At 55.9% G+C, this 25,187-nt stretch carries 25 protein-coding genes; 12 read left to right on the forward strand and 13 right to left on the reverse strand.

Annotation, left to right across the window (positions count from 1 at the left end; all coding sequences use genetic code 11):
* Nucleotides 1-149: 149 nt before the first annotated feature.
* A complete protein-coding gene (locus AB8B33_RS37410) occupies nucleotides 150-599 on the forward strand; it encodes a hypothetical protein (RefSeq protein WP_130763019.1) in 450 nt (149 codons plus the stop codon).
* 120 nt (nucleotides 600-719) lie between these two features.
* On the opposite strand, the gene AB8B33_RS37415 is transcribed toward AB8B33_RS37410, so the two are convergent.
* From AB8B33_RS37415 to AB8B33_RS37425, 3 genes are read right to left on the reverse strand one after another with little or no spacing between them, the layout of a single operon-like run.
* On the reverse strand, nucleotides 720-2,006 hold the full coding sequence (locus tag AB8B33_RS37415; protein WP_130763020.1) for a c-type cytochrome: 1,287 nt from the start codon (nucleotides 2,004-2,006) through the stop codon (nucleotides 720-722).
* Between the two features lie 21 nt (nucleotides 2,007-2,027).
* Nucleotides 2,028-3,920: a monovalent cation:proton antiporter-2 (CPA2) family protein gene (locus AB8B33_RS37420; protein WP_164565912.1), complete on the reverse strand. Its 1,893-nt coding sequence runs from the start codon at nucleotides 3,918-3,920 to the stop codon at nucleotides 2,028-2,030.
* A gap of 3 nt (nucleotides 3,921-3,923) precedes the next feature.
* Nucleotides 3,924-4,526, reverse strand: coding sequence for an NAD(P)H-dependent oxidoreductase (locus AB8B33_RS37425; RefSeq protein ID WP_130763022.1), 603 nt, complete (start codon nucleotides 4,524-4,526; stop codon nucleotides 3,924-3,926).
* 838 nt (nucleotides 4,527-5,364) lie between these two features.
* On the opposite strand from AB8B33_RS37425, the gene AB8B33_RS37430 reads away from it, so the two are divergent.
* The 3 genes from AB8B33_RS37430 to AB8B33_RS37440 all read left to right on the forward strand — a co-directional run bounded on the left by AB8B33_RS37430 (nucleotide 5,365) and on the right by AB8B33_RS37440 (nucleotide 9,344).
* Nucleotides 5,365-8,091 (forward strand): ATP-binding protein, encoded by a 2,727-nt coding sequence (locus AB8B33_RS37430; RefSeq protein ID WP_130763023.1) that lies wholly within the window; start codon nucleotides 5,365-5,367, stop codon nucleotides 8,089-8,091.
* Between the two features lie 289 nt (nucleotides 8,092-8,380).
* The gene (locus AB8B33_RS37435; protein WP_130709472.1) at nucleotides 8,381-8,620 is read left to right on the forward strand and encodes a DUF2188 domain-containing protein; all 240 of its coding nucleotides are present in this window, start codon (nucleotides 8,381-8,383) and stop codon (nucleotides 8,618-8,620) included.
* Nucleotides 8,621-8,624: 4 nt separating this feature from the next.
* The gene (locus tag AB8B33_RS37440; RefSeq protein WP_130763024.1) at nucleotides 8,625-9,344 is read left to right on the forward strand and encodes a helix-turn-helix transcriptional regulator; all 720 of its coding nucleotides are present in this window, start codon (nucleotides 8,625-8,627) and stop codon (nucleotides 9,342-9,344) included.
* A gap of 140 nt (nucleotides 9,345-9,484) precedes the next feature.
* On the opposite strand, the gene AB8B33_RS37445 is transcribed toward AB8B33_RS37440, so the two are convergent.
* Nucleotides 9,485-10,342 (reverse strand): alpha/beta fold hydrolase, encoded by an 858-nt coding sequence (locus AB8B33_RS37445; protein ID WP_130763025.1) that lies wholly within the window; start codon nucleotides 10,340-10,342, stop codon nucleotides 9,485-9,487.
* A 25-nt stretch (nucleotides 10,343-10,367) separates the two neighbouring features.
* Nucleotides 10,368-11,768: a dihydrolipoyl dehydrogenase family protein gene (locus AB8B33_RS37450; RefSeq protein ID WP_130763026.1), complete on the reverse strand. Its 1,401-nt coding sequence runs from the start codon at nucleotides 11,766-11,768 to the stop codon at nucleotides 10,368-10,370.
* A gap of 223 nt (nucleotides 11,769-11,991) precedes the next feature.
* Between AB8B33_RS37450 and AB8B33_RS37455 the strand changes: the two genes are divergently transcribed.
* From AB8B33_RS37455 to AB8B33_RS37480, 6 genes are all read left to right on the forward strand, one after another.
* Nucleotides 11,992-12,828 carry an alpha/beta fold hydrolase gene (locus AB8B33_RS37455; RefSeq protein WP_130763027.1) on the forward strand — a complete coding sequence of 279 codons (837 nt, stop codon included), beginning with the start codon at nucleotides 11,992-11,994 and terminating at the stop codon, nucleotides 12,826-12,828.
* Nucleotides 12,829-12,961: 133 nt separating this feature from the next.
* Nucleotides 12,962-13,297 carry an SH3-like domain-containing protein gene (locus tag AB8B33_RS37460; RefSeq protein ID WP_130709462.1) on the forward strand — a complete coding sequence of 112 codons (336 nt, stop codon included), beginning with the start codon at nucleotides 12,962-12,964 and terminating at the stop codon, nucleotides 13,295-13,297.
* A gap of 1 nt (nucleotide 13,298) precedes the next feature.
* Nucleotides 13,299-13,952 (forward strand): nitrile hydratase subunit alpha, encoded by a 654-nt coding sequence (locus AB8B33_RS37465; RefSeq protein WP_130763028.1) that lies wholly within the window; start codon nucleotides 13,299-13,301, stop codon nucleotides 13,950-13,952.
* Entirely contained in the window at nucleotides 13,949-14,293 is a 345-nt protein-coding gene (locus AB8B33_RS37470) for an SH3-like domain-containing protein (protein ID WP_130763029.1), read from the forward strand. Before AB8B33_RS37465 ends, AB8B33_RS37470 begins: the two co-directional genes overlap by 4 nt.
* Nucleotide 14,294: 1 nt before the next feature.
* Complete coding sequence (locus AB8B33_RS37475) at nucleotides 14,295-15,062, forward strand: aquaporin (RefSeq protein WP_130763030.1); 768 nt, start codon at nucleotides 14,295-14,297, stop codon at nucleotides 15,060-15,062.
* Nucleotides 15,059-15,481: a DUF302 domain-containing protein gene (locus tag AB8B33_RS37480; protein ID WP_130732267.1), complete on the forward strand. Its 423-nt coding sequence runs from the start codon at nucleotides 15,059-15,061 to the stop codon at nucleotides 15,479-15,481. The genes AB8B33_RS37475 and AB8B33_RS37480 overlap by 4 nt, the downstream gene beginning before the upstream one ends.
* 1,061 nt (nucleotides 15,482-16,542) lie before the next feature.
* Here AB8B33_RS37480 and AB8B33_RS37485 read toward each other — a convergent pair.
* Nucleotides 16,543-17,643, reverse strand: a complete 1,101-nt coding sequence (locus tag AB8B33_RS37485; RefSeq protein ID WP_130763031.1) for a hypothetical protein — start codon at nucleotides 17,641-17,643, stop codon at nucleotides 16,543-16,545.
* Between the two features lie 98 nt (nucleotides 17,644-17,741).
* The gene (locus AB8B33_RS37490; protein WP_017996712.1) at nucleotides 17,742-18,125 is read right to left on the reverse strand and encodes a winged helix-turn-helix transcriptional regulator; all 384 of its coding nucleotides are present in this window, start codon (nucleotides 18,123-18,125) and stop codon (nucleotides 17,742-17,744) included.
* A 172-nt stretch (nucleotides 18,126-18,297) separates the two neighbouring features.
* Between AB8B33_RS37490 and AB8B33_RS37495 the strand changes: the two genes are divergently transcribed.
* Together AB8B33_RS37495 and AB8B33_RS37500 are read left to right on the forward strand one after the other, a co-directional pair.
* Nucleotides 18,298-18,858, forward strand: coding sequence for a hemerythrin domain-containing protein (locus AB8B33_RS37495; RefSeq protein ID WP_204337981.1), 561 nt, complete (start codon nucleotides 18,298-18,300; stop codon nucleotides 18,856-18,858).
* Between the two features lie 66 nt (nucleotides 18,859-18,924).
* Entirely contained in the window at nucleotides 18,925-19,500 is a 576-nt protein-coding gene (locus AB8B33_RS37500) for an NADPH-dependent FMN reductase (protein ID WP_130710645.1), read from the forward strand.
* Between the two features lie 41 nt (nucleotides 19,501-19,541).
* Here AB8B33_RS37500 and AB8B33_RS37505 read toward each other — a convergent pair whose 3' ends face one another.
* The 6 genes from AB8B33_RS37505 to AB8B33_RS37530 form a co-directional block, all read right to left on the reverse strand.
* Nucleotides 19,542-20,414 carry a hypothetical protein gene (locus AB8B33_RS37505; protein WP_130763032.1) on the reverse strand — a complete coding sequence of 291 codons (873 nt, stop codon included), beginning with the start codon at nucleotides 20,412-20,414 and terminating at the stop codon, nucleotides 19,542-19,544.
* 23 nt (nucleotides 20,415-20,437) lie between these two features.
* Entirely contained in the window at nucleotides 20,438-21,490 is a 1,053-nt protein-coding gene (locus AB8B33_RS37510; protein ID WP_130763033.1) for a molybdopterin-binding protein, read from the reverse strand.
* Nucleotides 21,490-22,185: an XdhC family protein gene (locus AB8B33_RS37515; protein WP_130763034.1), complete on the reverse strand. Its 696-nt coding sequence runs from the start codon at nucleotides 22,183-22,185 to the stop codon at nucleotides 21,490-21,492. The genes AB8B33_RS37510 and AB8B33_RS37515 overlap by 1 nt, the downstream gene beginning before the upstream one ends.
* Nucleotides 22,185-22,493 (reverse strand): XdhC family protein, encoded by a 309-nt coding sequence (locus tag AB8B33_RS37520; protein WP_130732283.1) that lies wholly within the window; start codon nucleotides 22,491-22,493, stop codon nucleotides 22,185-22,187. Before AB8B33_RS37520 ends, AB8B33_RS37515 begins: the two co-directional genes overlap by 1 nt.
* Before the next feature lie 72 nt (nucleotides 22,494-22,565).
* Complete coding sequence (locus AB8B33_RS37525; RefSeq protein WP_130763035.1) at nucleotides 22,566-24,719, reverse strand: xanthine dehydrogenase family protein molybdopterin-binding subunit; 2,154 nt, start codon at nucleotides 24,717-24,719, stop codon at nucleotides 22,566-22,568.
* An 11-nt stretch (nucleotides 24,720-24,730) separates the two neighbouring features.
* Nucleotides 24,731-25,180, reverse strand: coding sequence for a (2Fe-2S)-binding protein (locus AB8B33_RS37530; protein WP_130763036.1), 450 nt, complete (start codon nucleotides 25,178-25,180; stop codon nucleotides 24,731-24,733).
* Between the last annotated feature and the right edge of the window lie 7 nt (nucleotides 25,181-25,187).

Consider the following 25,187-nt stretch of genomic DNA (forward strand, 5'->3'; position numbering starts at 1 on the left):
AGATCCAGCAGCGAGCATTGAACTGAGTGCCAGCACTCGGTCAACGCTGATCGTTCCTCACCGCGAATGTGGAGACACCGCCGACGTGAATGAACTAGGTCGTGTTGACAACGTGTTGCTGCCAATGAGAGGCTGGCTCGGGGGACGCCATGGCAACACTTAGGATTTACGATCTCAAGGAACATGCCCTTGCGCTTGATCTCAAAGACTTGCTGCGGCTTTTGGCACCTCGATCTTTGGAAGCGAATTGGATCGTCTCGACAGTCAAGTCGTCGGAACCTGAGCACGAATGGTTTGAGGCCACGGGTGAAGGCGGCGAACAACTGGAAGATTTGGCGCAGGACAATGCCCGGCTTTCAGGCTCCGATTTAGCAGCTCTGGCTGATAATACGCGCCAGGTTATCTGGGGGGAGTTTGTCGCCTCGGCACCCCAACAGCCAGACGAGACCTGGATTATCATCCGGGCGGTCGACGGCACGTTCTACGAGATCGATACGGACGACCAGACGATTCTAAATAAGATTTCCGCGACATACAAAGACGTTCGAACTGGGGAGGCCCCGGTTACATCATGGCGTTTGTATCGTCCCGGTGAATAATGGCAGACGCGAACGGCAGCCAGAGCAAGGAACGCAGCGAGCCAACCCGCCTCCTAACGGCAGCCTTGAAGCATGCTTCCGCTCATTTGGGAATCCACTTGGTCAAAACGACCTGATAGTTCACTCCCGTGCCTTCGCAACATCTTCTGCTGTAACTGCGCCTTTCTTCTTACCAATTTCGCCAATGACGAAGTTCGTCAACGCTGCGATCTCCGCGTCATTGTAGATCGCCCCAAACGCGGGCATCGTCCGACCCGGCGCTGCCATATTGTCTGAAGATCCTTGAAGGACAATCCGGATAAAATTGCTACCGTCGACATCAGCCAACGCGTGGGCGCCAACAATATTGGCCCGGCTGTTCACCAATCCGTTACCGCCGAGCCCATGACAGCTTGCGCACGCACCAGCAAAGATCCGCGAGCCAAGGCTCTCGTCCGATTTTTTGGACGAAGCGTTCTGGATCGAGCTCGTGCGCTTCACACGAACCTTCTCGTCGCTCTCTACTGGAGGAACTGTCCGTAGATATGCGACTATAGCCTCGATGTCCGACGTTGGGAGCTTGCTCAAGCTCAGGTCAACCGCTTCACGCATCGCACCGCCCGCGGGCCCGTGCCCGTTGGCATGCCCCTTTGATAAGAAGGAAATGATCTCATCGTTTGTCCAGAGGCCGATCCCGCTATCTGGATCGGACGTGATGTTCCAGGCTTTCCAGCCATCCACTTCGCTGCCCGACAACGCTTCGCTCTGTTTGCGCTGGAACATCAGACCTCTCGGTGTATGGCACTCGCCGCAGTGCTCGAGCGCCTCCACAAGATATGCTCCCCTATTCCATTGCTCATCCTTAGATGGGTCATTCTCGAAAGGACGAGACGGGAGAAAGAGGAGGTTCCAACCGCGCATAAGCCAACGTTGATTAAAGGGAAACGCAAGCGAGTTTGATGGCGCGTCCTCGCTCACAGGTGCCAGTGTGCGCAGATACGCCCGGACGGCCAAGATGTCGTCAGTCGTCATCAGGGCGTAGGACGCATACGGAAACGCGGGATATAAGTTTTCGCCGTGAGCCCCTACCCCGGACCGCACCGCACGGACGAACTCGGCGTCACTCCAGGCACCGATCCCATGCTCTGGATCTGTCGTTATATTCGATGAGTAGATAGTCCCGAACGGCAGTTTGAAGGGCAAGCCTCCGGCAAACGGTTTCCCGCCTTTCGTAGTGTGACAGGCAGCACAATCCGCCGCGATCGTCAGATGTTCGCCTCGTGCAATCAGGGCTGCGCCGGTGGGCTGCAGTGCACTCGCCGAAACATCTGGCAGGGAATGTGGCCAGAAGAAAAAGAAACCGGCGCCCGCCCCACCCACGCATACCAAAGCCACAGCGGCAATTATCAGTTTCTGAAAACGCTTCATTCCAACCGCTCCTGTGGCAATTTACCGCCGCGATTGCTCAGCTTTCAGAGCGTGACTATCGTCGAGTACGGGTGGAGTCCAACCCCGTCGAACCAAGTCGTTGTACGCCGTGCGGTTACCGAGCATCGCATTTTCGATGACTTTCCCGATGTCATTAAACCCGGCGATGAAGTCAGGATTGTCAGATACGGGCGTGACGCCATCAAAAAGGGGCGCCATCCGCTTCAATCCAGCTAGGTCTTGCTCGATAAACACGTTTCTTCTCTTTTCGACCTCATAGGGGTGCATGCCTAGCGACCGCAATGTCAGGACCGCGGCCTCCAAAGAACTACCGAAAAGTTCTCGAACGATGTGATCCGCGCCAGCATCGGAAAGGCGATAGTAGTGCAGCCGATCATAAGCCCTGGCGACAATCTTGATATTGGGGTTGGTTCGTCGGGCGTAGGTCACGATCTCAACCGCGCGATCTGGATCGTCAATTGCAACAACGATGACGTCCGCTTTCGCGAGGCCTGCAGAGTCAAGGAGGTCAGGCCGCCCCGCGTCTCCAAAAAATGACCGTATTCCGAACTTTCGCAGATCATCAACCACGTCTGCGCGGAAATCGAGCACGACCGGCTTGTGTCCGTTCGCCAGCAGCATCCGGTTAACAATTTGGCCGAAGCGTCCAAGTCCAGCGACAATGACAGTGCCCTCTTCGGGCTCGTCGTCGGCCCGGGTCGCACCGCGACTGTCCAGCAAGGTCACGATGCGGTTAAATAGGATGAATAGACCGGGCGTCAGGACCATCCCCAACGTGATAACAAGTATCGAAATCGAGACCATCTCCTCCGAGAAGATATTTCGTTCTCGTCCCAATGAGAGCAAGACAAAGCCGAATTCTCCCGCTTGGGCGAGGCCGAGAGCAAATAGCCAGGCTGCCGTCGCCCGAAGTCGGAATAGCCATGCCAATGGTAGGAGAACGCCAACCTTGACCAATATCATCGCCAACGTCGCAACGAGGACGATCGCCCAATGCTGCAGCAGTATCGTGAGATCGATTTTTGCACCGATCGTCATAAAGAAAAGGCCGAGCAGAAGCCCTTTGAAGGGCTCGATATCGTTTTGAAGTTCGTGCTTGAACTCGCTATTTGCCAACACGACGCCTGCGAGGAAGGCACCTAAAGCTGGGGAAAGGCCAACGGCGGACATAAGGGCCGCTATTGCAACGACTACGAGCAGAGCAGCAGCTGTGAAAACTTCCCGAAGACCTAATTGTGCTATTGCGCGAAAGACGGGCCGCGAAAGGTAGTGTCCGGCGGCCACGACGAAGACAACTGCTCCCAGCGTCAAGAGTGCAGATGCCCACCCTGGTAGCGCTGAAAAAAATGCTTCTCCATGAGCACTGTTAGCTACATTGGTGACCGAAGAAAGCATAGGAATGCAGGCCAGCATAGGAATGACTGCCAAATCCTGAAAAAGCAGGACTGCGAAGCTCGCCCTTCCACCGTCGGACTCCAGGAGCCCTTTCTCTTCAAGGGTCTGCAGAACAATTGCCGTAGAAGATAAAGCGACGACGCAGCCGAACAATGCGCTTTGCTGCCAAGAGAAACCCAACAACGTTCCGATGATGCTCACCGCCGAGAGTGTCACAATGACTTGCAGGCCGCCCAAGCCGATGAGCTTGCCTCTGAGCCGCCAGACCATCTGCGGATCGATCTCCATCCCAATCAGAAAGAGCATCATCACGATGCCGAATTCCGAAAATTGTTCGAGATATTCAGATCCCGCCCCAGAGACGTGAAGGATGGGACCGACAATCACGCCAGCGGCGATGTAGCCGACAACTGAACCGAGCCCAAGCCGCCGCGAGAGGATGACGGCGAAGACGGCTGCGGCGAGATATGCCAGGGCATAGAACGTTAAACCTTCCATAGCCTAATGCTCCGCCGTGATGTGCAAATCAGCCGGGAATATCGAGTCGCGGGCCAGCGCCTCATCAAGATCAAGCTGGTTGGCTGTGATCGCCCTTAAGAGAGCGCCGTATGATGCAATATGTCGCTGCGCCTCCATCGTGCCGATGTGATTGGCGGCGTGAAGAACAAATGGGGGCAGGAACTTCATTCCGCAGAGCGTCGCGGTTTGCTGCAGAGGCAGCAGGAACTGGCGAAGGGGGTAGTTATTGCCACCAGTGCTCGAGTAGTCGGTTTCGCGACCACCTGTGGTGACGCAAATAAGCGCGAACTTGTCAGCCAGCAGCTTCCCCTGTGGACCATAGGCGAATCCGTACTCCAACACGAGGTCCTGCCACTCTTTCAGAAGCGAAGGCGTCGAGTACCAGTAGATCGGGAATTGGAAGACAATGACATCGTGGTCCAGCAAGCGTTCCTGCTCTCGATCGATATTGATCTGGAAGCGAGGATATTCCTCATAGAGATCAACGAACGTCAAACCGTCGACTCTACGGGCCACATCGGCCATTGCGAGATTAATACTCGATTTCCGTTGTGCGGGATGCGCAAACAGAACTAGGACACGCATTCTGGTACCTTCTCTTGCCACACAGTTCGCGAACCAATTCGCCACCACCTCAACGGTGCGGTGTCATCGTCATTAAGGGGTTGGCCTCTCCATTTATTGGACGATCCGGCAGGAGCGAGCAAACACACACGCCGCACTCGATTTTGACAAGAATTCTCCACCTACTCGGTTAGCCTCCAACGCATCAAAGGAGGCTCCGATGCCCGAAACGCTTACAATTACTGAGATGAGGTCAGATCCATTAATAGCACTGCTGAACCGAGCCGATGGTATCGACCCCAGGAGTTTCGTGAAGCTGCTCGATGAGGCCGCGCAGAAATTGAATAAATACAGGGGTTCCGGCCAGGTTGGGCCAGCATTATGGCATCGCAAGTAGGAGGTTGAGGGTGGAGCATTTCTACCACCTTGCCCGAGAGGTCTTCGCGCTCGTCACCCGCGATCCTGTTATCTGATGGCTTTCTAACGCTCCACACATCCTGCGAAGCGCGGGATCTCGATCGGGGCTTCGGAGACCCTACTCCACAGCCGCCCAGCGTTTTTTTGTCATCGTTTCGCGTGCGTAGCCCTGTTATTGCTCGCGGTACGGCTCCAAGTCGATTTCAGACATCGATTTGGAGGCGCATATTTATAACAGGGCCGTTTATGATTCCACCACATCGACCTCTGGTGAGCTGATGAGAAATGAGTCAGTATTCTACAAAACTGAAGAGGGAAAACTCGATCGAAGACTATGAATTAGAAGTTCTTGAAAGACCGGGCTAAGACCTGTAAGGGCGGACGCGGCGGTGCAAAACCCGAAAACTGAAAAAAGTGAGCCAAGCTGAATCTTGGGGGCAGCATGTCAGTCTTATATTTCGATAGTTTCGAGCTAGATATCGAAAATCGGAGGCTGTCTGCGGATGGGAAAGCACTTCGCCTTGGTAGTCGAGCCTTTGATATTCTCGCGGCACTTGCCACGCGGGCGGGACAGGTTGTCAGTAAAGAAGAGCTTATTCGGACGGTTTGGCCAACCACGATCGTGGAAGAAGGTGCGCTGAGAGTCCATCTGGTCTCGCTCCGGAAGTCGCTCGGGGATGAAGCTCGGAAATTTATCGAAAACGTGCCTAGCCGGGGATACCAGTTTCTACCGGATGTCAGAGTAAGCCCTCGCGCGACGACAAACCGTCCAGCGAATCCGATCGATAAGTCAACATTGCCGAGAACGGCTACCAAGCTCCTTGGTAGGGAAGTTTTTATACGGACGACCGCTGAGTTTTTTAAGACAACGAGGCTCCTTACGATTGCTGGTGCTGGCGGCATTGGCAAAACATCGGTCGCAATAGCCGTAGCCAAATTGCTAAGCGAGCAGTATCGGGTGCTGTTCCTGGATCTCGCGGCACACTCCACTGGCGAGACATTGCTGCCATCGCTGGCAAGCCAGCTGGGGCTAAGCGTCTACGGATCGAATGTTCTCCCAGCGATTATCGGCGAGTTGCAAAAGAGCGCCACCCTCTTGGTTTTTGATAACTGCGAGCATGTCGTCGACGAAGCCGCCCGTGCCGCCGAGGAAATTTTGAAGGCTTCGCCATTGACCACTATTTTGGCGACAAGCCGGGAGCCATTGCGGGCGTCTCTTGAGCGCGTGCGGCAACTTCCACCTTTGGAGGTTCCCCCTGAGGGTTCATCGGCCGTAAACCCATCAGAATATGCTGGATTAGAACTTTTCATTTCTCTCGCAGGCCTCGTGGCCGATGAAAGTGACTTTGCACGCCCAGAAGCAATGACTTTGGCGGCCGATATAGTCCGCAGGCTCGATGGAATTCCCTTGGCTATCGAACTCGCGGCTGCGCGGGCGTTCGATATGGATCTGGAAAGTCTTCATCGCTCGGTCGCGGACCCGCTGGCTCTGTTACGGCGAGGTCGTCGTACCGCACCGCCCCGGCAACAAACGCTAAGAGCCGCTTTGGACTGGAGCTACAACACGCTAGAGCCCACCCAAAAGGACTTGTTAGACCGGCTTTCTGTTTTTGCCGGTACATTCACTGCGGACCACGCAAGGTGGGTTGCTGCTGAGGATGTCTCCGACGAAGAATTCTACGATGCCTTTGACGGGTTGTTTCTAAAGTCTTTGCTCAACGTCTCCGCCGCAGGCGGCAACTATCGGCTCTTGGTCACCACAAGGGAATATGCGGCGACCAAACTCGCCAATTCCGGTTTTGATCAATCCTGCAAATTGGCTCACGCCAAGCTTTGCCGCGCTCGGCTTGCTGAAGCTGAGCGCGATTGGACTGTTCTCGATACCGGTAGTTGGCTCAACGAACACGGAGGCTTGGTTCACGAACTCCGAAGCGCACTAGAGTGGGCATTTTCCAAGGGCGGTGAGACGCGGGCCGGAATTGATCTTGTGGCCAGTTCCAACATCATTTGGACCCAGCTTGGCCTGATGGCTGAGCAGCTCACGCACCTCGAACGCGCCCTCGCCTACTTCGATCAGCTAGACGAGGTCGACGCGCTTACCGAGATGAACCTACGAGTCTCTCATGGCGGCACCCTCTACCACATCAAGAGCTCCGAACGTGACCAGGAAGCAATCGAAGAGTTTTCCAAAGCCAAATCCATTGCCGAGAATTTGCGTGACCACATGAACACGCTCCGCGCGGTCGGAGGAATGACGGCAATACACACCATGAATGGTGACTACGTCGAGGCGATATCACTTGCACTCCGTTTCAACGACCTCTTTGGGAACGAACTGCCGAATGCAGCGAGCCGCCTCCTTGCTCACAACTTCCATTACATCGGAAACTTTGATGCCGGGTTGACACACGCGAAAATTGCACTGGAACTTGCAAAGGGAGGTGTCCGGGGGACTCTCAACAACGGGGCGAGTTATGATCAGCGCATCAGTGCCTTATCGACGGTCGTCAAGACTCTGTGGGTTCAGGGAAAGCTTTCAGAGGCGAGGACCTTGCTTGCCTCGACATTTGAGGAAGCTAGCGCTTTAGATCACGCCATCTCGTACTGCCTCTTCCTTTCAGTTTCCGCATGTCCAACTGCGTTTGGCATGGGAGACCATGATCTCGGAGTTCGGCTTCTCAGCGATCTGGCCGAAAAAGCAACGAAAAACTCCCTCCTTCGGTGGCAAGAATGGGCCACGACGTTCCATCATGTCGCTAAAGCCGTACAGTCGGGCAACTCGGACGAGTTCAATCAAAGCCTTAGGAATGCGAAGGGTGCTCGGTTCGAAAATTGCCTTATGGCAGGCGGTCACCTCGCCGATGACGAGACGTTGGATCGTGCGCTTTCAAAGAACGCAGGGTGGTGCCGTGCGGAATTGTACCGATTGAAGGGAGAGCGACTTCTTCTTGAAAATGCTCAAGATGGCCGGGAACTGATACGTCGTGGATACGATCTTGCAACCGAACAAGGCGCAAAGTTTTGGGAACTTAGATCTGCGACCAGTCTCGCAAAACATGCGGCGGAACCTCATGGTCAGACAGAGCGCGAGAGGCTAGCGGAGACACTTTCCTTTTTTGAGGGTGAAGCTTTGTCCTTGGACGTCTCTGAAGCACGTAAATTCGCGTAGTCTCCAGCCATCTGTCACAGCCGAAACTTACAAGATCGTATAAGCATCCGCGGCGCATTATCGGATCGCCACTCGATCCGGATTAGCAAATGCGACACGATCAACAGCATATTCAGAGGTGGCTATTCGACGGATTCCCACTGCTGATCATCAGATCAGCAGTGTTCTCAATCGCGCTCGATGCAATCCTCGGAAAGGCAGGTTGCGCACCACACCCAGGTTCCCGCCCGCTACCGAGACCTTCTTGATTAATCGGCGATGACTTCCAGCGACTTAGAGAGAATTTCGAATGCATATCACCTATCACATTGGCCCCCATGACGGTGGCTTTGCGTACCGTCTTGATGACGTTTGGTCAGAGCCCTTCAATACACATGACGATGCCTTGGCGGCTGCAAGGATTGCCGCGCAGCGACAGCAGATAGCAGGCCGCGACACCGAAATTGCTTTTGAGACGACCGACGGCAAATGGCATCGCGAATATTCCCTTGGCACCGACAGACCAGAGACTGAGGTCGTCGACGGCTAGCAAGATGCCTGCTCGTTGGGAACATCGAAAGACCAAGAGCTCTGATCCAGCTCGTATCGTAAGCGAGATTGCCCGGCTTAACGCCTTGCAATCGCGTTTCCGCTCGATGTTGAAGGGCTATAACTTTCGTTACTTTCTGTTCGGGACCTTCCCGGCGCCAGGGCGCCCACTGTTTGCCGAAAACGTTCTGGCGACCAACTGGCCCACCGATCTGCTGAACGCCTACAAAGCTCGAAACCTTTTGACTGAAAGCCCCTTGATCAGGAGGCTTGAGCGAACCGTCCTTCCAGTACCGACGATGCCACTACTTCTCGCCCGAGCCCCTCACCCTGGTCACAGACCTCAAGACGGGATTTTCATCAACGAGGGATTCTCGTTCACGTTCGCGGTTGCACTCTCAGATTCAGAACAGCGACGTTACGTCTGTCTATTGTCTGGTCGGCGAAAGATCGAACGCCACGAAGAGATGGCGATGCTTATGATGGCGCTTATGGGAGCGGTAGACTCATATAGTTCGCGTTCGCGGACAACTGACGTTTTGACACCTCGCGAGAGAGAATGCCTCCGATGGGCAAGCGCGGGTAAAACGAGCCGCGAAATCGGGCAAATACTCGCGCTCTCCAATCACACAATCGATGGCTATCTCAGGGCCGCCATGGAAAAGCTCGGCGCGGTAACGCGCACACAAGCGGTGGCAACGGCGTCTAGGCTTGGATTAATCTGAAGGCGGATGCATCGCGAGGTGCTTGGCACCTCTGACAACGGCATAGCTGGCAAAGCCAGGGTGAGCTAAATGGACAGCTCCGGCATTTTAAGTCTCCCCGGTGAGAAGAAGGGCGATTAGAAGCTCACAGCAAGCGTTGATTATCGGATTCGCTTGACGAAGGACGCGATCACTTCTGCAGCGTATTCAGGCGCCTGATGTTGGGGTGCATGACCGGCCTGCGGCACTGTTACGATGTGAAGCGACTGCCAGAAGGTCGATACCTCGAACCAATTGTCGACCGGGCAGGCGATGTCGTGGTCGCCGCTGATGACGAGGACCGGATGGCGTCCAGCGGCCATATCCTCCATCTGCTGCCCATTCGGGTCCGGGAAAATGGTGGTACGGTCCTTTGCTTCACTCAGAAGCTTCATGAACGTTGCCTCCTGAATCATGGGCGAGCGGTCATTTTTTCGAGCAGCTATACGTTCGTGAGACAATCGTGCAGCCTCTTTGCTCCGGGGAGATTCAGGCTCGAAAAACAGGATTGCTTCGTCGGCGAGGTCGTTTACAGGCTTCATGGCGGTCTTCATGAAGAGTGGGTCTCCGCTGATCTTGGAATGGCCTGGAGGGGCAGTTCCGATCAAAACCAGATGGGAGACCAGTTCCGGATACGTCAGGCTGAAGACTTGAGCTACGACACCTCCGAGCGACCAGCCGCCCATCACAACCTTCTTGTATCCAAGAAAATCGATCAGGTCCCTGGCGTCCTTCGCCAGCGATGCTCGGTCGTAGGTTGGTTCTCCAGTGGATGCACCCAAGCCGGTATAATCGAAGGTGATAACAGTGAAGTCCTTGGCCAACTCGTCGAGAAACAGGGGATCCCAGGCATCAAGTGTCCCCCTGAAACGGACCGCAAGAACGAGTGGCGTTCCCTGCCCGATCAAACGGTAGGCAATGCGTCGCCCGTCCAAGTCTGCGTATTCCGTCTCGGTGTTTGTAGCGTTTTCCAAAGTCATTGATCTCTGTCCTATTAAATCGATGTCACGCGGCTTTGCGAACCACAGCTGATGCCGATACGTTCGCAAACAGCATATTCAGCCCCTCGGCGATGGTTGGATGGGCGAATATCCCGTCGCGAAGCGTTGTGAAGGGCAGACCACCAAGCATCGCCATTTGAACGACGCTCATTACTTCGCCTGCGTTCACGCCGAGCATGCTGAAACCAAGGATCTCGTCGGAATCGACCGCAACGAGCGCTTTCATGAACCCCTTGCGTTGTGAGAGGGTTCTCGCTCGCGGCACGACATCCATCGGAAGCTTCGCGACCCGGTACTCAATGCCTTCCTTGAGCGCTTCCGCTTCGTTCATTCCGATCCGAGCAAATTCCGGATCGATAAAGACGCAGTACGGGATCATTCGACCCTCTGTGGTTCGGTTGCCGCCCGTCATCGTGCTCTTAACCACGCGGTAGTCGTCGAGGGACGCGTGGGTGAACATAGGAGTTCCGGCCACCTCACCCATCGCCCAGACGCCGTCGGCGGTCGTCCGAAGATGGTCGTCAACCTTGATGAAACCTCGATCGTCGACCTCGACACCTGCCAGTTCGAGCCCGATGCCCGCTGTTCGGGGACGTCGGCCCGAGGCCACGAGGATGTGCGATCCCTCGAATACTCGACCATCCGCGCTACGGACAGTGACACTCTCGCCTGAGCGCCCGCTAACGGAGAGGTCGTAGGCGCTGAGCGCCACCTCTATCCCCTCGCCACTGAGGATCTTCAGAATGCCTTCGCTGACGTCTATGTCTTCCCGCGGAGCAAGCCGGGGTCCCCGCTCCAGTATGGTGACGTCTGAACCCAGGCGACGGAACGCTTGGCCCAGCTCCATTCCAATGTAGCCACCGCCGATTACGATCAACTTCGTTGGAAGGTCGCCAAGCTGCAGAGCTTCGACGTGGGTGATAGGAGCTGCGTCCGCGAGACCCGGAAGGTCTGGTACGTCTGCTGTCGTTCCTAAATTGATGAAAACTTGCTCGCCCGAAACAGTTCTTGTTCCAGACGCGGTCTCAACCTCAATTGTTTTCGGGGCGATGAACTTACCCCAGCCCAAGACAAGATCGAAGCCGCTTGCGTCGAAACCGGCTTGGTTTGTTGCAACCATCTCTGCCACGACACGCGCGGTGCGATCGCGAACAAGATCGAGACTGCTACGGACGTTGTCGGCTGTGATCCCGAACTCGGAAATCCCCTTCATGGAATGCGCGACTTCGGCGCTGCGGATAAGTGTCTTGCTGGGAATGCAAGCTATGTTGATGCACGAGCCACCGATGAGACCCGCCTCAACGACCGCTACCTTCTTGCCCGCCTTTGCTTGGTCCATGGCCAGCGTCTTGCCAGCTTTGCCACCGCCAAAGATCAAAATGTCGAATTTGTCGACCGAATTCATGGTGCACCTCGTTACGTTGATGCCCCTATGAAGCGGAAATTTCAGAACGCGGTCTTGTAAAATTCGATCTCTAGCCGCGACCAAGCGTTCATAGCCATCAGCGCCGAGACAAGCATACCCTCCTCAAAACAAAAGCCGGATCGTCAAAGAACGGAGCGGGCTCACCTGCGAGTTTGGGGGGAATTCAGTCGCGGCCAAGGCGCCGAAAATGAGGAGTATTCACATGGCTGACGGCATCTTTATCAAAGAGACGATCGACCACCTGTCCGTCGATGGCGTGTCGGTACGATACGTGAAGGCGGGGAAGGAAAATGGCGTCCCGTTGCTTCTGACGGCTCCCTGGCCGGAGAGTATCTTTGCTTTCAATCTCGTTTGGTCCGACCTCTGCAAGCTCGGACCCGTTATCGCGGTAGATCTCCCGGGATTCGGTCAATCTCAAGCCCGGGAAGATTTGATGTCGCCGGACGCGATGGGTAATTTCGTGATAAAACTCATGGCTGCCTTCGGAATCGAGCGGTCGCACGTTATCGCACCCGACGTGGGTACCTTGGCCGCGCTGTTCGCCGCATCCAAACGGCCAGACCTTTTCGAGAGCATCGTTGCAGGCAGCGGGGGCGCCAGCATGCCCCTGCTGGGCGAGTCGTTGGCACAGGTGGTGGCATCGAAAAAAGCCGCATATGTCGGCTCGGACGGCGGCGAACAGGTCGTGAAATTCGTTTCAGGTTCAGCGAGAGTTACAATTCCAACGGAGATCCTCGAAGACTACCGACTGTCTTCTGAGGGCCAACGCTGGAACGAAGCTGCAGATTTCGTTCGGGCCTATTCCACCGATTTGCCCCGGCTCGAAAAGCTCCTTCCCGACATTCAGACGCCAGTTTTGGTTATTTCCGGCAAAGATGACCCGCTTGTTCCCCCATCGAATGGGGACTTCCTGGCAGGACTTCTTCCCCACAGCCGGGCCGAGATCGTCGAGGCAGGTCATTTCGTTTGGGAAGATGCCTCGGCGGACTATGCACGACTGGTCTCAAGCTGGATCATGGACGGTTACAGGTCGGTATAAATGGAGCGTGCAAGTTTGAGTTGCCGACGTTCTTCACCCACTTTGTGATCCGAATTCCGCTGCGACAGCATCTTACAAGAATGTGGCTCGCGCTCAGTCATTTTGAAGCCAATTGCTCTCAAGGAGAATCCTTATGCAGACTGCGGCAACGCATATCGGCGGAGTTGTGCCAGCGCTAGGCGAGGTACCCGCTTTCGCGCCAGGCGATCGCGTAACGATCGCTACCCGCTCGCCTGTTGGGCACTACCGCATGCCAACTTACCTGCGCGGGAAACTCGGAACCGTAGAGGCAGTCATCCCTACGATGGCCGTCGATAACGAAGAAGAGGCCTATGGACGCAACGCCGGTTCCAAAGGGCACTACTACCGCATCGCCATCCCGATGACGGAGATTTGGTCCGACTACGTGGGCTCGCCCAACGACGGCTTGAGAATTGAGATTTTCGAAAATTGGCTGGAAAGGATTTGAGATGACCGACCGCGGCCACGATCATGATCATGATCATGATCACCCTCACGAGGCTATCACGGCCGACGAGCATCCTGGATACTACGAGATAATGGAAACCGCAGTCAGAGAACTGCTGGTTGAGCGCAAGCTTTTCGGTGCCGACGAGATCAGAAGGCAGATCGAAGTCCTCGACTCTCGAACTCCCGCACTCGGCGCCAAGGTCGTCGCCAGGGCTTGGATGGATCCCGCTTACAAGGAACGGCTCCTGGAAAACGGACGCACCGCCTGCGAAGAACTGGGCATCACATTCTACGACGATACCCAACTGATCGTGCTCGAGAACACGGTGGACGTCCACAATCTGATCGTCTGCACCTTGTGCTCCTGCTATCCCCGGCCCGTCCTTGGTCTGCCACCAGACTGGTACAAACTGAAGCCGTACCGAGCTCGCGCCGTCCATGAACCGAGAGCGGTGCTGGAGGAGTTCGGCACTCACATCCCGGACGACGTTGAGATCCGCGTCAGCGACTCCACGGCTGTCATCCGATACCTTGTCCTGCCTTTGCGCCCTGCTGGAACAGAAGCTCTGAGCGAAGAAGAGCTCGCCGACCTCGTCACACGCGACGCCATGATCGGCGTGATCCCTGTAAGCTACGAAAAGGAGGCCGTGTGATGGGCTCAGAACTACTCGTCAAAAAACTACCGAACGATATCGGTGGCGATTCTGCCGGAAAAGTCGAACGCGTTGAGCACGAGCTACTTCCTTGGGAGAAGCGTTGCCATGCCCTGGCTGACGTCCTCGACTTTCACAAAATAATCAACACCGAGGAAAAGCGCCGCGGTGTTGAGGCACTCGGCTCTGAAATGGTCGGCAAGCTCTCCTACTATGAACGATGGATCGCGGCATTTGCTAACATTCTCTTCCAGAAGGGCATTCTGACGCCCGGGGAACTCGCAGTCAAAATGGAAGAGGTCGAAGGGCGTTGGCTCGCAAGTCAACAATCGGCATCCTAAAATGGCCGACACCTATATCTCAGTAGACGTCCGGTGCTTTTTCGAACGCGACCCCGCCCTGTCTCTTTTTAGACGGGCCTTTGTGGAGAGCGTGGGAACCGGGCTTCTTGTCGTTGCCATGGTCGGATCCGGTCTCGCGGTCTCAATGTTCGCGAAAGCTCAGCCGTTGGCAGCATCGCTCATAATCGCGATTGCGATCGCTGGATCCCTGGTGGGCCTGATCATTGCCCTGGGGAAGGTTTCCGGCGGCCATTACAACCCGCTAATAACATTCGCACAGTGGCTTGGGGGCGAGCGTAAGGGCGACTGCACTGTAGGCTACGTCATCGCTCAAATTATTGGTGGCGTTGTCGGGGCATTGGTAGCCGGACAGATGTTTGGGAGCCCCTTTCGGACGGTCTCGCCTGAATTTCCCTCCTTCGGCATGCTCCTCAGCGAGCTAGTAGCGTCTGCTGGACTGATGACAGTCGTCTTTGGATGCGCCCGAAGCAGCAGATGGGACACCGGCCCCTTTGCAGTCGGCTCTTGGTTGGTCGGCGCGATCCTCGCCACTCCATCCACCTCTTATGCCAACCCAGCGGTGACGCTAGCTGCCGCCTTCGCTTCAGGGCCTGTTGCCTTGGCACCCGTTACTGCCGTCGCTTTCGTCGCGGCCCAGGTGATGGGGATGGTCGTGGCGATCGGCGTCAATAGGATCGCCTTCGGCTCCACCACTGAGCCTGCAGGAAACGCCGCACTCGCTGGCTCTTCTAAGGAGAAGCTCACATGACGCCGGGGCTGACTGTTCTGAAGGCCCGTACCAGCCCAGCCGATACTATGGCGGCATTCGAGCGAGCGATTGTCGCACGCGGGATGAAGGTTTTTGCTCGAATAGACTTCGCTGCCGACGCGGAAGCCGTTGGATTGCAGTTAGGCCCCACTTTGCTGACGATATTTGGCAATCCCAAAGTAGGTACCGAATTGCTCCAGCGCGACCAGCGGGCAGGTATCGATCTGCCACTGAAGGCATTGGCTTGGAGCACTCCCGACGGCCATTGGTTTTCGTATAACGAGCCGTCATTCGTCGCCGAGCGGCACGGATTGGATGCAAAAGCCGTCATCCTCAAAATGAGCCAGGCGCTTGCTGGCGCCGCTGATGAAGCCATCAACACCGTCCCGCCCGCGTCGAACGAAAGCACCATAGAGTAAGAAAATGACCGCTATCACCGTTACTGTATGTGCCAAGGCGCCTGCAACCACTTCTTGCTCGGCGCCGTCACAGCGCCCCCCGGATTGCCTGCGCTTGAGGCCGTCTCCCGATTTTCAGCTAGGGTACCAGCGTGTGTAGCGCCGGTTCAGATTTCGGACATCTCCTTGGGGCTGCTGTTCCGGAAGTTTCACGCGCTCTTGCTGAATCAGAGTGAATTCCAGAGCATCCTGGCCTCGAACTATCCTTCTCAGGTTGTTCAAAAAGACCCCAACGTCGCCGAAATAATTCGGATATGTTCGCACGAGATTGTTAACGCGTGACACCTCGACGGTCACAACTTTCGAGCGTGTGAGCCCCTCTTCGATGTGGCGTTCGATGGTTGCAAGACGGGCTTGAAGCTGTAATATTTCAGAGTAACGCTCGACTGCTACGGTGTGGTCATCGTTGTTGTAAACAATTAAGAAGAACTTCCCATCACCGTAGAGATAGCTCTCGGCATATGTGGTCGCTGTACGAATGTTGTCTAAAGTGGAGATGGCGTCCAGCTTTCGCGAATCGGATCCAAGTGGTCACTTGGGCATTTTATCATTTCACAATAAGGGAATCATCAACCTGAAAGCGCAACGCACCGGTTCTCACGCGTAATGTCGCCTTTTGGCCAAACCCGAGCCGTCAGGTACGTATCGACAATCAACGCGGCAAACTCCGCGCATCCTCGGGTACGGGTAGAACCGGCTTGCTCTGCGGCGCCATGGTCCGCAAGGAGCGGTTCGTCCGCAATCCAAAGCCCTCGGCGACCTCATTCACCGATCTCAAGCACTTTGAAACGATCTGCGCCTTGCCTTCGTTCGGCCAATGCCAATGAACCTCACATCCAGGTACCTGGCCGTGAGAACCTCCGATGTTGTCTCCATGTGCAAACTCCCGTCGCATGCGCATGATAGGCCGGTTACAGATTAGGGCTGCGGAGACAACGTGGGAATGGAACTTCGGCTGCGGTCGGCGGCAATGCTCAGTGTGTCACCCTTGGGTGCCGAAACGCCATGTACAAAGAGATCCGTTAGTGGGGCGTGAAGCCCGTTTGCATTTCGACTAACCACTCCATCCCGTCGATGGCTGGTCGGCAGTCTATCCTTCCCCTGAGGTACCGCTCAGCGATCCGTCGCAACAGACGCGACCCTTCGCTGGGCGATCCTGAGACATCGACCGGCGGCCCATCACGTTCCGCCCAAGTCATTATCATTCCCGCGTCATTCGTTCTCCAGCTGACTGCGATTCGACCAGTTTCGTTTGAAAGCGCCCCATACTTGATTGAGTTTGTAGCGAACTCGTTCATCAGAAGGCCAACTGCGCTAATCGCATCACCTTGCAAGTCGACGATCGGTCCATCAAGTGAGATAGGCACGTCAGGCCCTCGCTGATAGGGGCTCAGAGCGTTTGCAATACAGGTGCTCAATTGCTGCTGCGGCAGGGTTGAAGCGGGTCCATCAATCGCATCGTATGTGGAAACAAGGGCTCGCACCCTTCCCGCATATTCCGATGCCATCTCTTTAGGGAGCGTCAAGGATGCAACGCCGATGGCGCTTGCGTAGGCGTTCTTCAAACGGTGCCGAAGTTCATCACGAGCGAGCTCTGCATCGCGCTGCGCGAGGGCGGCTCGCGTATTTTCGGCTAGCAGTGAAAGAGTTGTCGATGCAATTCGACCCAATACCTCCACCATTGCGAGCTCGTTATCAGTTGGGGTATGGGGTTTAGCCCAATAAAACCCGATTGCGGACAGGCCAGGTGATGAAAGCGGGACGACCGAGACCGCGCGGACGAAAGTGCCGTCGTAGATGGTATTGAGAGTGCGTTCGTCTTCAGCGATGTCGTGGACGATCACCTTTTCATTTAACGCTATGGAAAGGCCGCTCACACACGCATCGACGGGGAAACTACGGCCGATCCAGAGCGGATCGAAGGCGTCCTCATCAACACAAAGACAGACGTCCCCTTCCAGGCGGATCAACGCCGCAGAATCCGCTGACAACAGACCTCTGGCGGCGGAATTCAAGCGACTAAGTGTGTCCTCGTATGTTCGCGCGGTGGCGATAGACTCCATCGCCCCCATCAACCGCATGGAAATGGTCGCGAGCAAGCTCCCGCTAACTTCATCCCCCATTTGCATCCATCTCCGCTTCGAACCAACGCATCAGCCTTAGCGTCGGCGGATTTAGCGAAATAGGACAATCCGGCACGCGAGGTGCTATCGGCCCTTCTCTACTTGACCTCGACAGTCGAGGGAGCGTTGTAGCGTCGACGGGCCTCGGCAACGGCAGTGTGATTTTCGATTGCCCAGCTGCTGAGAGCCTCCAGGGCTTTCCACAGCGAATGGCCCAGCGGCGTAAGGCGGTAGTCTACGCGCGGCGGTATCGTCGGCGTCACTATGCGATCGACGATGCCGTCCTTCTCCAGCTCTCGCAGCACGCTGGTTAGCGACTTCTGGGTGATGTCCCCGACCTCCCTCTTCAATTCTGAGAATCGCTTGGGGCGTTCTTGAAGCAGGCCAATGAGCAGGATCGCCCACTTGCTTCCTATGGTCGACAAGAGATCCCTGACAGGCCAGCAAGCAGGATGCTCAGTTAGTATATGCGGTATAGTCAAGGATACCTCCGTAGCCTGAAAGTGCCTTCTTGTGCCGTATTCAAGACGGGCTAAATATGGTTCTAGTTTCCCAGCGATACAATGGGATCATTTGGATACCGACCATCCGAATGTTGGTTGCAGGCGAACTGCACCATCTGGTTCAACGACGAAATGAACGGCAGTGAATTTCATGAAAGTGTTCGATCTTCTCGACGATAAAACACGACCAAAGGCCCCACCAATTCCCGGCGCGACGCTCGCACATCGAATGACAGGCAAGAAGCTGGCGATGATTCACGAAATGCACGTTGTTGCTCTGGACGAGACCAGGGCAATGATGGACATGGTCGAAGCTGGTGAAATTGCTGCTGGAGAATTGGCCGAGCACATCGGTTCGCTCGAGCTTTTGAAGAACTACAGAGCTTTCGGCAATCTTTGCGGTCGCGAATGCCAGTTCCTGGATTTTCACCACCGAGCAGAGGACGAAGAATTCTTTCCGATTCTCCATGCGAATGGCGACGAGGGACTAAAGCGAGTTGTCGAACGCCTTGCAGACGAGCATCGGATAATTGGCCAGATCCTGGACGAGCTCTCGGCCAATGTTGCGCTGATTTTGACGCAACCCGGCCCCGACACCTTCTCCATGGCCAAAACGACGTTTGACGTCCTCGACAAGACAATTCGCTCGCATTTTAGCTACGAACAGACGGAGCTGGAAGAAGCCCTTGGTTTCTACAGGATTCCTCTTTAGCGAGATCACCCTTCAGAAAATCCGAACCGGACCTTAAGGGTCCTTTGACGCCAGAAAGGTAACCACATGGCACTTAAGTTGAACATTATAATCGGCAGCACTCGGCCGGGCCGCAACGGTCCGACGGTGGCAAAATGGGTCGAACAATTCGCCAAGGAACACGGCCAGTTCGACGTCGAGCTGGTGGATCTCGCAGATTTCGCCCTGCCGCTTCTGGATGAACCAGCCCATCCGGCAATGCGAAAGTATGAGCACGAACATACTAAGCGATGGAGCGAAAGCGTAGCCTCAGCTGACGCGTTTTTGTTTGTTGCGCCGGAGTATGACTACTTCGTTTCGGCAGCCCTCGTGAATGCAATCCAGTGCCTCTTCCACGAGTGGACCTACAAGCCAGCAGCAATCGTCAGCTATGGCGGCGTTTCCGGCGGCCTACGCGGCTCCCAGGAACTTCGTCAGTTGCTGGGAAACGTGAACGTGGTGGCAATCAACCAGCCGGTTCCGGTGCCTTTCTATACCCAGTTCATCAATGACGAAGGAATTTTCACCCCTAACGAAGCAGTGACCTCTGGAACGACCACGCTCCTGGGGGAACTGCACAAGTGGGCGGTCGCCCTGAAGCCAATGCGTCAGCCCGCTCAGTAGTTACCGGTCGAAGAAGAAGCGTACCGTCAGGGTGCGCTTCTTCACATCATAAAAACGGGCGTTGCACTGCGCGGGGCGTTCGGATCCCGAGCAAAATTCGCCGAATAGTGCTGAACCTCGAAGCCCGCCCGCTGATAATTCCTGAAGCTGGTGCCCAACGGACTATCGACGGTTGTAGGTCGGCCAGTCTCGGCCATTGCGATGACGGCTCCCTTGTCCCCTACATCGCGTAACCGCCGCGCTATCATTGCTGACTGGAGGCCCTTCCCTCTCGCGGTGGCAAGAGTCGCATCGATGCCGAACCATGCCCCAGCAGATCCGAAGAAAGCCGCTCCTGCTGAGCAAGGCTCATTATCGGCATACGCGACATAGCAGGTCCATCTGTCCCGGCTGGCGAGCGCCTTGAACCACTCGAAGGTCGCCGTTGGGAAGCCATACGCCGCGTTGATCACGTTGGCGAAGTCGGTCGCCTTCCGGCCGCCGTCGGCGATTTCGATCCGGGGTTCGTTCGGCACAATGTGATCGACCGGTCTGGAGAAGAATTTTATCCAACCACTGTCCTTCCGTGTGATCCCCATGCGGGACAGAGCGGCACTGGAAGCGTCGAAACCCTCCTCGTCAACTTGAATTACCCACATTTTCGATGCGTTGCGATCCAGCCATCGCAACCCTTCTGCCATCTCCTTCTCGCTAGCCGACCACTGCGGTCTAACGGCAAATCCGCGATTGAAGGGCACGGCAGGAAGCTCACGGCAGGCTAGAAAGCACGCATTGTCGCTCCGGAAAGTCTCGATCCCCAACTGCTTCCGAACCGGCAGCGGTGCGGCATCCAGCATGTCGATCCATGCTTCGGCCTCGATTGAGCGGATTGTCCTGGACGTGTTTGCTTGAATTTCCGTTGGCTGGATGTTCATATGGTTCTCTCGCGTTCGCGCAATCATGCGCTTACCGCATCTCGATCCAGAAAATGAGCGCCTCGAACTGGCTGTTCACGTAGTTGCGGGCGGGCCGAGATTTCCTTGAGCAAACCTCCCACCCCCATTCGACTGATTTCCAAGCCATCGAGATGATCGCCCGCGATCAACCTGTCCAGGACCCAATCCAGTCCGTTTTCAGACGAACTGCGAGCGCAACCAGGCGCACCGATCACAGGAATATCGCCGACCCGGCCGAGAACCAGGAGATTACCTGGGTCTACAGGCATGCCAACGCGTTCGACCGCACCACCTGCCAAACGTATGGCTTCAGGAATTACGTCGTTATTGTCGACAACGGCGGAAGCCCCAAAGATGACAATCATGTGGTCACCGGGCGGGCGCGTCTCGATCTCTACTTTCAACGCCGCGGCAACTGCGTCCGCGGAATGAGCCACCCGTGTTTCGGACAGAAGGAGGCTGTTCCTCTCCATGAGCCGAATACCAAGAATGCGAGCTGTCTTGCTCATCGTTTTTTCGGATAGGCTGGGCAACTGAGTGGCGATCAAACTGGCCGTGTAGCGACGGAACGGCATGACCTTGATCATGCACCCTATCCCTGCGACCGACGCTGCAGCTTCGACTGCCGACCTTGAGACTGCGAGCGGGATGATTTTCACGGTGGCGATCATTTCTCCCGCCTTTACGGAGATGCGATCTGGCAAGGAAGCGAACGTGATGGCGTGGTCAATGCTGTTGAAAATGTCGACTAATTTTTTGTCGGCGATGAATAGTCCATCCGCCTGGCTGTAGAAATTCATCCGACCACCCACGGCCGGGGCAATCCTCATGTGTTCTGCACCAATCGCCCTGCTAACGAGATCTGCCGCATTCTCCTCGTCAACCTCGTCGGGTTCGATACGGTGTGCCGTGACCTGTGAGATTCCCAAAGAGCCCAGGAAACTCAGATTTTCCCGGGTAAGCTTGTGTCCTTTTTGAAAAGTTCTGCCTTCCGCACTGACCTTGTGTGCCAAGATAGCTCCGAGAGCTGTTCTGGTTTCCATGATACCGAACATCAGATCAGCTCCCTACCTACCCTGCCCGCCTGAAAAGCGATGACTTCGGCGAGGATCGACACAGCGATCTCCGCTGGCGTGCGAGCACCGATGTCCAAGCCGATTGGCGCCCGGATAGGCAGTAGTTGCTCACGAGAGAACCCGTGACTTTGCAATCGATCAAGACGAGCAGCGTGTGTCTTTCTGCTTCCGAGGGCTCCGACATAAAAGCAACCGTGCGAGAGCGCTGCAACAATCGCCGGGTCATCGATTTTCGGATCGTGTGTGACCGCAATAACTGCGGTCGATCTATCGAGTTGAATGGCAGCGAACGCCTCCTCCGGCCAAAGCGAATATATCGCCGCATCGGGAAATCTCGCGGCGGAAGCAAACGCTTCACGAGGGTCGATGATTAAAACTTCCAAGCCTGTTGCAGATGCCATAGGAGCGAGGTGCTGGGTGATGTGGACGGCCCCGACGACGACGATGCGCCTTTTGGGGACGTGAACTCTGAGAAAGTAGTTTTCCGTTCCCACCGAGACCCGGCGAGAGATACCGTCAATCAAGGCGATCTCGATCTCAACGCGGAGGGGATCGTTCTCTGGAATTCGATCCAGATGAAGAGTTTGGTTGCCCGATCTTAAATCGACGATCTCAACAATCGGCGTTCGACTGGCCCTAAGCTTGTTTATCTTTGTAAGTTCGGAGAATTGCATCAGTCGACCCTCTCCACAAAGACTTCGATTCTGCCTCCGCATGAAAGGCCGACCCGCCATGCTGTTTCGTCCGCCACACCGAAATCAAGAAGCGTGGGGCTGCCGGTCTCAATCACCGAAATGGCTTGCGCGATGACCTCGCCCTCAACACAGCCGCCCGAGACCGACCCCTCAAAGTTGCCGTCCTGATCGATAACCAAACAGCTGCCGACTGGTCTCGGTGCAGATCCCCATGTCTTCAAAACTGTCGCGACAGCAACCTGTCGGCCAGAAAGAAACCACTCCTCCGCCAATCGCAACGGATCCATTTCCAATCTCCAGAAAGTTCGTCGAGGGTGTTGCGGGCCGCGCTCGAACGCGCGGCCTACAGTCTCGCGGCATTAGCCTAGTGCCTCGGCAAGCGGTAAGGAGCGAATCCGCTTTCCAGTTGCGGCAAAGATCGCGTTGGCAAGTGCCCCAGCTGCAGCGGCCGTTCCTGCCTCGCCGACACCTCCGGGCGCTTCGCCACTCTTGATCTGATAGACCTCGACCTTGGGTGCCTCGTTGATACGAAGTACCCGATAGGTGTCGAAGTTTGTCTGATCGACGGCTCCATCAGTGAAGGTGACCTGGTTGAACATCGCGCTGCTCAGACCAAAGATCACTCCACCCTCCATCTGGGCGACAACGGTGTCTGGATTGATCACAACGCCGCAATCAACCGCGATGACCGAGCGAAGGAGGCGCACCTCCTTTTCATCGGTGATCTCAATTTCCAGGATGTGGGCGAGATAGCTTCCAAAAGCCACTTGAAGGCTGATGCCCTTGCCCCTTCCCGGCGGCAATGCTTGACCCCAGCCTGCTTTCTCCGCGGCAAGGTTCAGTACCGCAAGTGCTCGCGGATTCTTCGTGAGCATCTTCCGGCGAAACTCAAGCGGGTCCTGCTTTGTCGCGGTCGCCATCTCATCCACAAAGCTCTCGACTACAAAGAGATTGTGCGATGCCCCGACACCTCTCCACCAGCTGGTATTAACACCCGCAGGCTCGTCGCGAACATAATCCGCAAAAACGGCCTCTTCATCGTAGGGGGTCTCCGACGCGCAATCGACGGCATCAGGATCGATGCCATTCTTGAACGCTGCTGGCGCCCACCGTGCGAAAATGGAGGACCCGGTCACCCGATGCGTGCGGCCAATCAAGCGGCCGTCCTTGTCGAGGCCTGCCGCCACCCGGTCGTAGTAATATGGCCGGTAATAGTCGTGGGTCATGTCCTGTTCGCGCGTCCAGACCAGTTTGACCGGGTAGCGGATGTCCTTCAGGAGCTTGGCCGCCAGCTCAATCGTATCGACGTCCAACCGGCGTCCAAACGCTCCACCCATCAGCTGATTGTTCACGGTGACTTTTTCGACCGGCAGCCCTGTGATGTCGGCTACCGCCTTTTGTGTGCGGACAGGCACCTGTGTGCCTACCCAGACCTCTGCCCGATCGTTTTGAATATGCAGGGTGCAATTCAGGGGTTCCATCGGTGAATGCGACAGGAACGGCGAACGGTAAATCGCCGAAAGCTTTGTTGGGGCGTTGGCGATTACGTCAACCGCTTTATTTTCATCACGGATGACGACCCCCGGCTGTTGCGAAACCTGGTCCATCTTGGCGACAATAGTGTCCACCGTGACGGCGCCGTTTTCACCCGCGTCCCATTCGATATTGAGGGCATCCAGGCCTTGCTTCGCCGCCCACATGTGTTCGCCGATCACCGCAATAGCGGCATTATCGGCGGTCACGATGTCGAGGACACCTTTCACGGCGCGAGCCGCAGCTTCGTCCATTTTTGTGAAACGGCCACCGGTCACCGGAGAAATCGCCAGCGTCGCATATTTCATGCCGGGGACCCTGATATCCATACCGTAGACGACCGAACCGTTGACTTTGCCGGGAGTGTCGAGCCTCTTTGCTCGCGTTCCGATGACTTTGAACTGAGACGGGTCCTTCAATGGAACGTCGGCTGGAACGGGCAGCTTTGCCGCCTCGGCCGCGATGTCATAGTAGGTCGACGATTGATTTGAAGCGTCGTGATAGATCGTCCCCTCGTGGACCCGACATTGGGCCGGATCGACCCGCCATCTGGCGGCCGCCGCTCCAACAAGCATGATACGCGCCGTAGCGGCTGCCTGCCGTAGCCGCATCCAGTCGGAACGAGTGGATGTCGATCCACCCGTCGCCTGGTCGTACAGGATGGGATCCATATATTTCGAAAGGTCCGGCGGAGCGGCTTCCACTTTCAACTGGTCAAGCCGTAGCTCGAGCTCCTCAGCCATCAACATCGCGCTGGATGTATAGATACCCTGCCCTACCTCCGTGTGTGGCATGATCAGGGTGATGCCACTTTCATCAATTTTCACGAAGGCGTTGGGCGTGAAGGCGGCCTCTTCAGAGGAACTCGCTGGGCCGGTTGCTCGCCCCATCCGTGGCAGTTGAACCGCCAGCACAAGACCTCCGGTCGCCAGAACGGTACCTTTGAGGAAGCCGCGACGGGAATGAAGATTGTTGATCATGTCCGTCCCCTCTATGCCGCTGCCGTGTGGATCGCATCGCGGATCCGGACATAAGTTCCGCAACGGCAAATATTGCCTGCCATTGCCTCATCGATGTCGGAGTCTGTCGGCTTCGCATTGGTATTAAGAAGCGCGGTTGCCGACATGATCTGGCCGGATTGACAGTACCCGCACTGGACAACCTCCTTTTCGAGCCACGCCGTCTGGACTTTGCGCCCGTTTTCGGTCTCACCGACGCCCTCGATCGTGGTGATCTGTTGAGCATCGATCATATCCATGGTTGTCTGACAGGATCGAACTGCCATGTCATCTATCAGGACGGTACATGCTCCGCATTGGGCGATACCGCAACCGTATTTGGTTCCGGTCATGCCGAGCACGTCTCTCAAAACCCAAAGCAGTGGCATGTCATCAGGAACATCGACTTCATGTGTTTTGCCGTTGATGGTGATCGTCTTCATTGGTCTA

The sequence above is a fragment of the Rhizobium sp. 768_B6_N1_8 genome (assembly GCF_051811225.1).
In the GTDB taxonomy this organism is placed as follows: domain Bacteria; phylum Pseudomonadota; class Alphaproteobacteria; order Rhizobiales; family Rhizobiaceae; genus Rhizobium.